The sequence below is a fragment of the Aliiruegeria sabulilitoris genome (genome assembly GCF_001558155.1).
Taxonomy (GTDB): domain Bacteria; phylum Pseudomonadota; class Alphaproteobacteria; order Rhodobacterales; family Rhodobacteraceae; genus Tropicimonas; species Tropicimonas sabulilitoris.
On sequence record NZ_LOAS01000086.1, the window covers coordinates 1 to 831 of the forward strand.

Here is an 831-nt window from a genome sequence, read left to right on the forward strand (position 1 = left end):
TGTCAATCCCGGAGCAAAATGGGTCAGTGAACCGGTGGAATAATCGCCAACGGGTGCGGTCTGGCAGGCGCCTTTGCGCGCGTGCCTCCATATAGCTGACGCGCGTCAAGGCGCACTGGCCGAAGGCCAGTTTGCGGGTAGACTTTGCGGGATCAGTTCCTGGCTTTTCGGCTTTCACGCAGCCTGTAGCTCTCGCCGTTCATCTCGAGGATGTGGACGTGGTGGGTCAGGCGGTCGAGGATTGCGCCAGTGAGACGCTCCGATCCGAAGACCTCCGTCCATTCGTCGAAGGGCAGGTTCGATGTGATGATAATCGAGCCGCGCTCGTAGCGCTGCGAGATGACCTCGAACAACAGCTCAGCGCCGGTCTTGGAGAGCGGCACGAAGCCGAGTTCGTCGATGATCAGGAGGTCCTGGGATGCGAGGGACTTCTGCAAGCGCTGAAGGCGGCGCTCGTCTGTGGCCTCGATGAGTTCGTGGACCAGGGCGGAGGCGGTGTTGAAGCGGACCTTCAGGCCCTTCTGGCAGGCAGCCAGTCCAAGGCCCAGGCTGACATGGGTCTTGCCGGTGCCGCTCGGCCCGAGGGCGATGACGTTCTCGCGGTGCTCGACGTACTCGCAGCGGGCGAGTTCCATCGTCAATGGCTTGTTGAGCGACGGGATGGCCTTGAAGTCGAAGCTGTCCAAGCTCTTGGTGCTTGGGAACTTCGCGGCCTTGATGCGACGCTCGATCATCCGGCGCTCGCGCTCGATCAGTTCGAGTTCGCTGAGCCTGAGCAGATACTGGACATGATCCTTGCCCTCGGTCGCGCATTGCCGGGCCAGTTTGGCG

General features: G+C 62.0%; 1 protein-coding gene. It reads right to left on the reverse strand.

The annotated features are described in order from the left end of the window. Positions 1 to 152: 152 nt before the first annotated feature. Positions 153 to 831, reverse strand: a 679-nt coding sequence (gene istB / locus AX756_RS24605) for an IS21-like element helper ATPase IstB (RefSeq protein ID WP_068318498.1), incomplete at its 5' end; no start/stop codon positions are given.